The following is an 8970-nucleotide window of genomic DNA, read 5'->3' on the forward strand; positions in this document are numbered from 1 at the left end:
ATCAGGGATTCGACACGGTCCGTCCGATGCGGACGCCCCGGGTGAGCGCCGAATCGAAATTGCCGGTCGCGCTGCCGGGAGAGACGCGCAGCGTCAGCGACACCGGGCCCTCTCCGCGGGTCTCCAGCGCCACGCGGGCGCGGTCCGGCCCGGCCAGGCGGACCGACTGTCCGTTCCCCAGATCGATCGGCGCGCCGGGCTCGGCCTCCGCCCCGAGCAGGGCGGCATAGCGCCGGGCGCTGGCCGCCGGATCGGCCACCGCGATCTCGACCCCGGCGATGCCGAGCGCGCCGTTGGCGTGGCGGCGGACATTGCCTTCCGGCACCCGCAGGCGGCGCGGCGTGACGTCGCCGCACAGGAAGGGCAGGTCCGAGGTCGCCGCCCGCGCCGTGCGCCATTCCAGCCGCTCGCCGTCCGGCCGCAGCCGGCCGCCATCGGTCGGACCTTCGAGGGCCAGGCCGCGCGCCTTCGCCGCCGCCACGTCGGCCGCGATGTCGCCGGGCAACAGGGCGAAATCGACCAGCCCGTCCCCGGCCTGGTCCAGCACCCGCCACCAGCGGAACTCCGGGTTCGGGCGGCGGAAGGCGATCAGCTCGATATAGGCGCCGTCGGCGAAGACGATCAGCGCGTTGTGGCTGGCGCCGTGGGTGTGCTCCCCGCCCGGCGCCACGGTGAAGCCGAGCGCCTCGTAGTCGGCGACGGTCCGCTCCAGGTCCTGGACGGCGATCACCACATGGTCGAGCGGCAGCGTCATGGTCGGCTTCCTTGTCGATGCGGCATGGTCAGGCCTTCGCCTGCGGCTCGCCCAGCGACAGCATCAGGCGGTTAGCCCAGTTGAAGAAGGCGGCGCCCTGGATCACGTCGGCGATCGCCGCATCATCCAGCCCGGCCGCGCGCAGCCGCCGGACATGCTCCGGCCCGAACGATACCGGCGTCTCCGTCAGCGCCACCGAGGCCGCGACGATGGCGTTCCAGCGCTCGCCGAGATCGGCGCCGACGCCCTCGTCCAGCAGACGCTGCACGTCGTCGCCGCGCTTGGAATGCATGGTGGCGAAGCGGGAATGGACCGAGGCGCAGTAGATGCAGCCGTTGAGGCGCGAGGTCGCGGTCGCGGCCAGCTCGCGCTCCGCCCGCGGCAGGCCGCCCTCGGGGTTGTAGAAGATGTCCTTGTCGGTCCTGGTCCGCGCCTGCAGCACGTCCGGGTCGCGCACCAGCAGCCGGAAATAGTCGGATTTGGCGCGGGCGGCATCGACCAGGCCGGCGAAGTGCCGCTCGGTCAGCTGGTCGGCCGGATACGGCTCCAGCCAGGGCAGCCAGTTCAGCTCGTCCTGGGTGAAGACGGTCGGCTCATGATTGTCGGGATGGGTCAGCACGATCTCGGTCATGGTGGGCCTCAGGCGGCGGCCAGGGCGCGCAGCCCGGCGACGACGCGGATCTGGAAGGACAGGAAGGCGACCAATTGCGACAGGGTGACGATGTCGGTGGTCGACCAGCCGGCGTCGAGCAGCGCCTGCAGCGCCGCGGCGCTGGCATCGCGTGGACGGAACACCAGCAGATGCGTATGCTCCAGCGCCGCCGCGAGGCGCGGGCCCAGCACCGAGCGGCCATCGCCCGAGACGTGGTAGACCGGGCCGCGCCTGTCCTCGGCGCTGAGCGGCCCTTCCGGGTAGTGGCCGTAAGGCCCTTCCGTCCGGCCCCGCCCCGCCTCGGCCGCCACGGCGGCGGCAAGGCGGGCATCGTGCCGGGCCAGGGCCTCGGCATAGAAGCGGGCCGTCTCCGGCTCGCGATGCAGCGCCGCGACGAAGGCCGCGACGGCGTAGCGCTCCGGCACCGAGACGCTGCCGGGATCCTCCGGCTCGAACAGCGCCGCCCAGCTCTTCTGCGCGTTCTCGCGGGCCACCGGGCGCTGGTCCCGGATGCGGTCGAGGGCGGAGCTGTGCTCGACCCCGGCCAGCAGGTCGATGACGTCGGCCGTCGGTTCACTCATCGTCAGGTCCTCTTGCGAATGGTCGGGCGGCGTCAGCAGGACGCGGCGGCGAGGCGGATGTCGTCGCCCCGGTCCCGGCGGGCCCAGCCGAAGGCGGGCGCCACCTCCTGCGCCACCAGCTCGATCGAGCGCAGGATGAAGGGGTGCGGCGGGTCGACCGAATGCACCTGCACCACCAGGTCGGTGGCGCGGCGCAGCGTGGCGTCGGCGCGCAGCGAGGCGATCACCTCCTCCGGCGTGCCGAGATGCACGTCGAAGGCGGCGATCAGCTGGTCCAGCGTGTCGCCCGGGGCGCCGCGGCCGGCGGCGGCGAAGCGGTCGGCCTGGCGGCGCAGCCCGCGCTCGGCGAAGCGGCGCGCCTCGTCCCGGCTGTCGGCGACGAAGACGCTGCGCGACGCCAGGATGCGCGGCGCCTTCCCGGCCGGCAGGGCCGCCAGATAGGCGTCGACGATCGGGTCCTGGATCTCGGCCAGGGTGGCGTCGGGCGCATCGGCCGGGCGCGGCTGGGTGCGCGACAGCATCAGCCCGTCGCCCGCCGCGCCAGCCCGGGCGCCGCCGGCGACCGAGAAGGTGGCCTGCCAGATCCGGCCCAGCAGCTGCGGCGCCGCCGGGTACAGCCGGGTGTCGGCGCCGTCCAGCGGCTTGCCGCCCCAGGCATCGAGCAGCACCTGCAGGTGCCGGCCGAAGATCTGCCCGCGCTCGGCGCTGTCGAGGCCGAAGGCGGCAAAGGCCGAGGGCGTGCCGCCGGTGCCGAGCCCGAGCTCCAGCCGGCCGTCGGACAAGAGGTCGAGCACCGCCGCATCCTCCGCCACCCGCACCGGGTTCTCCAGCGGCAAGGTGATGATGCCGGTGCCCAGGCGGATGCGCGAGGTGCGGGCCGCCACTTGCGCCAGGAACACCAGCGGCGCCGGCAGCCCGCCTTCCGGCTCATGAAAATGGTGCTGGGCGACCCAGGCGCTATCGAAGCCGTGCCGCTCCGCCGTCGCGATCTGCTCCGTCGCCAGGCGGTAGCGCTCCTGCGCGCTCGCCTCGTCGAGGAGCCGGGTGAAGAAGCCGAGGCGCTGGATGGTCACGAGAGGAAGCCTTTCATGCGGAGACGGCGAGCCGGCGCCCGGGGATGGCGTCGATCAGCTCGCGCGTGTAGTCGCTGCTCGGATTGCGGAACACCGCCTCGACCGGCCCGGCATCGACCTGCCGGCCATTGTGCAGCACCGAGACGGTGTCGGCGATCTGCCGCACCACGGCGAGGTCGTGCGACACGAACAGATAGGTCAGGCCGAGGTCGCGCTGCAGCGTATCGAGCAGGCCGAGGATCTGGGCCTGGACGGTGACGTCGAGCGCCGACACCGCCTCGTCCAGCACCAGCACCTGCGGATCTAGGACCAGGGCGCGGGCGATGGCGACGCGCTGCCGCTGCCCACCCGACAGGGCGCGCGGCCGCCGGTCCAGCACCGCCTGCGGCAGGCCAACCCGGTCGAGCATGTCGCGCACCTTGCGGGCGCGGTCGGGCTTCGGCAGGCGCTCGAAGTTCAGCAGCGGCTCCTCGATGATCTCGAAGATGTTCTGCCGAGGGTCGAGCGACCCGAACGGGTTCTGGTAGACCAGCTGGATGCTGCGGCGGAACCGGCGCAGCGCCTCGCCCTTCAGCGCCGCCGGGTCGGCGCCGCCGATGCGGATGCGGCCGGCGGTGGGCTTCTGGAACCCCACGACCGCGCGGACCGTGGTGGTCTTGCCCGAGCCGGATTCGCCGACCAGGGCGTGGGTGGTACCGCGCCGCACCGCGAAGGACAAGCCGTCGACCGCGCGGAAGCGGCCGCCGCGGCCGGGCAGGTTGAAATCCTGCACCAAGCCTTCGACCACGATGGCGTCATCGCCGCCTTGCCCCGCCGCCATCGGCCGCGGCGCCCGGCGCTCCGCCTTCGCCAAAGACGGCGCGTCGGACAGCAGCTGGCGGGTGTAGGCGCTGCGCGGCGCCGCCAGGATCTCCGCCGCCGGCCCCTGCTCCTGGATCCGGCCGCCCTGCAGCACGATCAGCCGGTCGGCCCGGTCGGCGGCGACGCCGAGGTCGTGCGTCACCAGCAGCACCGCGGTGCCGAACTCCCGCCGCAGCTCGTCGATCAGGTCGAGGATCCGGCGCTGCACCGTGACGTCGAGCGCGCTGGTCGGCTCGTCGGCGATGATCAGGGCCGGCTGCAGCGCGATGGCGATGGCGATCAGCACCCGCTGCTTCATGCCGCCCGACAGCTCATGCGGGTATTGCCGTGCCCGCAGCTCCGGCCGCGACAGGCCGACCCGGCCCAGCAGCTCGACCACCCGCGCCCGGTTTGACGCCCGGTCGCCGCGGCCGTGGATGGCCAGGATCTCCTCGACCTGGGCGCCGATGGTCTTGACCGGGTTCAGCGAGCTGCCGGGGTCCTGCGGGATCAGGCTGATGCGGGCGCCGCGGATGGCGTCGAGCCGCTTCTGCGACCAGCCCGAGATGTCGGTGCCGGCGAGACGGATGGCGCCGCTATCGACCTGGCCATTCTCGGCCAGGAGGCCGATCACCGCCTGGGCCGTGGTGGTCTTGCCGGAGCCGGATTCGCCGACCAGCGCCACCACCTCGCCCGGCTGGATGCGGAACGAGACTCCGTCGACCACGCGCTGCGCGCCGGCCCGGTCGCCCGTATAGGAGACGCTGAGGTTGTCGACCTCCAGCACCGGCACGGTCATATCGTCCTCCGCCCGACCGACCGGCCGATGCGATTGGCCGCCAGCACCACCAGCACCACGACCACGCCGGGCACGGTGGTCAGCCACCACGACGTGGCGATGTAGTTGCGGCCCTCGGCGATCAGCAGGCCCCATTCCGGCGTCGGCGGCGGCGCGCCGTAGCCGAGGAAGCCGAGGGTCGAGATCTGCAGGATCGCGGTGCCGAACTGCACCGCCGCCAGGGCGATCACCGAGGTGACGGAGTTCGGCAGGATGTGCCGCCACAGCACGGCGCCGAAGCGGCCGCCGCTGCCGAAGGCGGCCTCGACATAGTCGGACCGGCGCACCAGGATCACCTCCGACCGGGCTAGCCGGGCGAAGCGGCCGATCGAGGTGACGCCGACGGCGATCGCGGCATGCACCGTGCCGAAGCCGAGCAGGATGATGATCGCCAGCGACAGCAGCAGCGACGGCACCGACAGCAGCACGTCGACGATGCGCATCAGCACCGCATCGGTGCGCCGGCCGGTCGACCCGGCGATCAGGCCGATGGCGGTGCCCACCAGCAGGCCGACCGCGACGGCGACGAAGGCGCCGGACAGCGAGTTGACCGCGCCATGGACGAGGCGGGCGAACAGGTCGCGGCCCAGCGCATCGGTGCCCAGGATGTGCTCGGCGCTGGGCGCCCGCAGCTTCTCGCGCGGCACGCCCGCGAGGGGGTTGGCGCTGGTGAACAGGCCGGGGGCGACGGCCCAGGCGGTGACGATGACGATCACCGTCCAGGACAGCAGCAGGCCGGGCTGCACCCGGCCCAGCCAGGCGAAGGCGGGACGGCGGGGCGGCCGGGCCGGAAGGGCGCGGTCGGTGGTCTGCAGCGAGGTCATGCGGCGGCTCCGCGGGATCTGAGGCGCGGGTCGAGCAGCGGGGCCAGCAGGTCCACGGCCAGGTTGACCAGGACGAAGCCGGCGGCGGAGAGCACGACCACGGCCTGGATCACCGCCGTGTCCTGGTTGCGCACCGCGCGCTCGGTCAGCGTGCCCAGGCCGTTCAGGCCGAACACGGTCTCGGTGATCACGGCGCCGGCCAGGATCTCGCCGAACAGCACGCCGGCGATGGTCAGGGTCGGCAGCAGCGCGTTGCGCGCCACATGCCGCCACAGCACCCCGGCGCGCGAGGCGCCCTTGGCCCGCGCCACGGCGACGAAGGGATGGGTCGAGACCTCGTCGATGCTGCGCACCAGCACCTGCGCCAGCGGCGCCGAGATCGGCACCGCCAGGGTCAGCACCGGCAGGATCAGCCCCTCCCAGGGCCCGGGGTTGATCACCGGGATCAGCTTCAGCCGGAAGGAGAAGACCTGGATCAGCATGATGCCGAGCCAGAAGGTCGGCACCGAGACGAACAGCGACGGCAGCGACTGGATCGCCGAGCGCAGCCAGGCGAAGGCGGCGAGGCTGGACAGCGCGGCGATCCCCACCGCCAGCAGCACGGCGAGGACGAAGCCGAAGCCGGCCAGCCAGACGGTCGGCGGCAGGTTGGCCAGGAGCGACTGCCCGACCGGCACGCCGGCCTGGACCGAGGTGCCGAAATCGCCGGTCAGGAAGTTGCCCAGCGTGTGCAGGTACTGCGCCCAGACCGGGCTGTCGGCGCCGTAGGATTGGCGGATCTCGGCGATCTGGTCCGGGCTGAGCCCCAGCTCCGGGTTCTGGAACTTGATCAGGATCGCGTCGCCCGGCAGGGCCTGCAGCAGGATGAAGGCCGCCGTGAACGCCGCCCACAGCACCAGCACCGCCTGCCCGACCCGGCCGAGGAGGTAGCGGGTCATGGGAGGGGCCCCGCAATCCCAACCGAGTCCCCCCTCCCCTCGCGGGAGGGGGGTAGGGGGAGGGGGTTTTCTCGGCCCGAGCCGGCCCTGGATTTCAGCAAACTGCCTTGCCCAACGGAATCACTCCAAGACCTTTCGCGCGCGGACGCGCGCAGCCCCCTCCCCCTACCCCCCTCCCGCGAGGGGAGGGGGGACAAGAGAGAGCGCGCTACGACTGCATCGGTTCGCATCTCTGAAAGCCTTCAGTGCTCGGCCAGCCAGGTGTTGTAGAAATACGGCCGCCCGACCGCCTCGAAGGCGATGTCCTTGACATAGGGCGCGCCGGCATAGGCTTGCGGCTCCTCGAAGATCGGGATCGCATAGGCCTGGTCGATGACATAGGCCTGGACCTCGCCGGCGATCTGCAGCCGCTTGGCCTTGTCCGGCTCGGACGACAGCGCCACCAGCAGGCCATTCAGCTTGTCGTCGACGAAGCTCTTCACCTTGGTGCTGGCGCCGCCCTTCTGGCGCAGCACGTCGCGGTTCGACGGATAGTACTGGCTCTTGATCACGTCCGGGTCGGCGCGGCCGACCATGGCCGGCGACACCGGCGTCTTCTCGGGGTCCAGGTTGTCGACCGTGGCGCTGCCGGAATCGCCGGCCAGCACGTTCAGCTTGACGCCGACCCGGGCCCATTGCTGGGCCACCAGCTGCAGCGTCTCCTTGTTCTGCGGCTGCGGCAGCGACTCATAGGCGGTCAGCTCCAGCGTCTTCCCGTCCTTGTGGCGCAGCCCGTCGGTGCCGAGGGTCCAGCCGGCCTCGTCGAGCAGCCGCTTCGCCAGCGCCTCGTCATGGGTCAGCTTGGCCGACAGGTCGACATAGCCCAGCGCGGTCGAGGCGATGATCGAGGTCGCCTTCGGATAGTTCTCCGAGAACAGCGTGCCGACGATCTCGTCCGCGTCGGTCGCGTGCAGCAGCGCCTGCCGCACCCGGACATCGGCCACCAGCGGATTGTCCGGCCGGAACACCACGCTGTTGTTCACGCCGCGGGTCGGCGCGGCATAGACGAGGTAGCCGCTGTCCTTCACCTGCGGCTCGTCATAGGCCTGGACCTGGCGGATGAAGTCGGCCTGGCCGGCCAAGAGCGCGCCGATGCGAACGCTGTCCTCCGGCGTCACGATGTATTTGATGCCGTCGAGATAGGCGCGGCCCTGATGCGCCAGCGGCGCCGGGCCCCAGGCGTAGTCGACGCGCGCCTTCAGCACCAGCTCCTTGCCCAGCGTCTCGCTCTCGACCGTGAAGGGGCCGGAGCCGATGATCCGGGTGGCGTCGCCCAGCTCGTCGAAAGGCCGCGCCAGGGTGGCCGGCGAGACCAGGCCGGAGCCGATCACCGAGGTGCCCTGCAGGAAGCCGGGCGACGGCTTCTTGAAGAAGAAGCGCACCGTCTGCGGGTCGACCACCTCGCTGCGGTCGTAATTGTTGATTACCTCCGACACCGGCAGCTTCAGCGCCGGGTTGCCCTTGCCGTAGGTGTCGTAGTTCTTCGCCACCGCGGCGGCGTCGAGCGGCGTGCCGTCGGAGAAGGTGACGCCCTTGCGGAGCTTGAAGGTGTACTCGGTGGCATCGGCGTTGACGGTCCAGGATTCGGCGATCCAGGGCTTGATCTCGAGCGTCTTCGGGTCCTGCCAGGTCAGCTTGTCGGTGATCTGGTTCAAGATCCCGCCATTCGGATAGAAGCCGCCCGCCGGGGGGTACAGGTTGGTGTGGGACTGCTGCTCCAGATAGATCAGCGTGCCGCCGGTGACCGGGCTTCCGTCGGCCGCGAAGGAGGGGCTTGCGGCCAGCGCCGCGACCGCCAGGAACGCCGCTTGGCGGAGACGAGTGTGGATTGGCACGATTACCCCTTCCGTGGATGCGCAACGATCGACATATGCCGCTTCGAACTGTACTTTCAGCTTACAAGGACACGCCGAGAGGTCGCGCAGCATGGCCGCGCGGCGATCGGAATGTCCGGCATAATTCACCATATATTATCGAGTTTTAATAAAAAATAACAAATTTTATTCGTCTATTTTCCTTGCGGCACCCAAGCCTCGGCTGTGGCGGCATGCACCGCGGGCGCCGCACTGCCCAGCCCCGCCGGCGCCCAGCCGAGCTGCGGCAGGATGTGACGCACCGCGTCGCCCAGGATCTGCTCGTACTCGAACGGCCGGAACTCGTAGGGCAGTTCCAGCCGCAGCTCCGATACCTCGGCCAGCACCGGATCGCGGGCCAAGGCCTCGAGGATCTGGTCGGAGGGGCCGACCAGATCCGGCGCGAACAGGGTCCGCCGCTCGCCCTGCGGCGCCAGCGTGCGCTCACGGCGGCTGGCCGCGTATTCGGCGTAGCGGGCGCGCGTCCAGTCATCCGCGCCGTCGAAGGGCACGATCACCCGGCCCAAAGCCACACGGGGCTGGCGCGCGCCGTGCCAAGCCGCGCGGTAGGCATCGAG

At 71.4% G+C, this 8970-nt stretch carries 8 protein-coding genes and 1 pseudogene; all 9 read right to left on the reverse strand.

All coding sequences use genetic code 11. The features are described from left to right. Position 1: 1 nt before the first annotated feature. The gene (locus tag ABDW35_RS25600; protein WP_343716690.1) at positions 2–754 is read right to left on the reverse strand and encodes a VOC family protein; all 753 of its coding nucleotides are present in this window, start codon (positions 752–754) and stop codon (positions 2–4) included. A gap of 28 nt (positions 755–782) precedes the next feature. Further along, positions 783–1385: an alkylhydroperoxidase domain protein gene (locus ABDW35_RS25605; protein WP_343716691.1), complete on the reverse strand. Its 603-nt coding sequence runs from the start codon at positions 1383–1385 to the stop codon at positions 783–785. An 8-nt stretch (positions 1386–1393) separates the two neighbouring features. After that, positions 1394–1987 (reverse strand): CMD domain protein, encoded by a 594-nt coding sequence (locus ABDW35_RS25610; protein WP_343716692.1) that lies wholly within the window; start codon positions 1985–1987, stop codon positions 1394–1396. Between the two features lie 32 nt (positions 1988–2019). Continuing rightward, the gene (locus tag ABDW35_RS25615; RefSeq protein WP_343716693.1) at positions 2020–3060 is read right to left on the reverse strand and encodes a putative FMN-dependent luciferase-like monooxygenase; all 1041 of its coding nucleotides are present in this window, start codon (positions 3058–3060) and stop codon (positions 2020–2022) included. A 13-nt stretch (positions 3061–3073) separates the two neighbouring features. After that, positions 3074–4699, reverse strand: coding sequence for an ABC transporter ATP-binding protein (locus ABDW35_RS25620; protein ID WP_343716694.1), 1626 nt, complete (start codon positions 4697–4699; stop codon positions 3074–3076). Continuing rightward, positions 4696–5562 (reverse strand): ABC transporter permease, encoded by an 867-nt coding sequence (locus ABDW35_RS25625; RefSeq protein WP_343716695.1) that lies wholly within the window; start codon positions 5560–5562, stop codon positions 4696–4698. Before ABDW35_RS25625 ends, ABDW35_RS25620 begins: the two co-directional genes overlap by 4 nt. Next, positions 5559–6500, reverse strand: a complete 942-nt coding sequence (locus tag ABDW35_RS25630) for an ABC transporter permease (RefSeq protein ID WP_343716696.1) — start codon at positions 6498–6500, stop codon at positions 5559–5561. The genes ABDW35_RS25625 and ABDW35_RS25630 overlap by 4 nt, the downstream gene beginning before the upstream one ends. A gap of 242 nt (positions 6501–6742) precedes the next feature. Further along, positions 6743–8374 (reverse strand): TIGR04028 family ABC transporter substrate-binding protein, encoded by a 1632-nt coding sequence (locus tag ABDW35_RS25635; RefSeq protein WP_343716697.1) that lies wholly within the window; start codon positions 8372–8374, stop codon positions 6743–6745. Between the two features lie 173 nt (positions 8375–8547). Continuing rightward, positions 8548–8970 (reverse strand): annotated as a pseudogene (locus ABDW35_RS25640) (hypothetical protein); the annotation flags it as partial.

Source organism: Inquilinus sp. (genome assembly GCF_039594555.1).
GTDB lineage: Bacteria > Pseudomonadota > Alphaproteobacteria > DSM-16000 > Inquilinaceae > Inquilinus.

What these genes read in the sequence shown, in the direction of transcription:
- ABDW35_RS25620 (WP_343716694.1), bottom strand. Translation starts at nt 4,699, where the DNA reads ATGACCGTGCCGGTGCTGGAGGTCGACAACCTCAGCGTCTCCTATACG.
- ABDW35_RS25630 (WP_343716696.1), bottom strand. Translation starts at nt 6,500, where the DNA reads ATGACCCGCTACCTCCTCGGCCGGGTCGGGCAGGCGGTGCTGGTGCTG.
- ABDW35_RS25610 (WP_343716692.1), bottom strand. Translation starts at nt 1,987, where the DNA reads ATGAGTGAACCGACGGCCGACGTCATCGACCTGCTGGCCGGGGTCGAG.
- ABDW35_RS25605 (WP_343716691.1), bottom strand. Translation starts at nt 1,385, where the DNA reads ATGACCGAGATCGTGCTGACCCATCCCGACAATCATGAGCCGACCGTC.
- ABDW35_RS25625 (WP_343716695.1), bottom strand. Translation starts at nt 5,562, where the DNA reads ATGACCTCGCTGCAGACCACCGACCGCGCCCTTCCGGCCCGGCCGCCC.
- ABDW35_RS25600 (WP_343716690.1), bottom strand. Translation starts at nt 754, where the DNA reads ATGACGCTGCCGCTCGACCATGTGGTGATCGCCGTCCAGGACCTGGAG.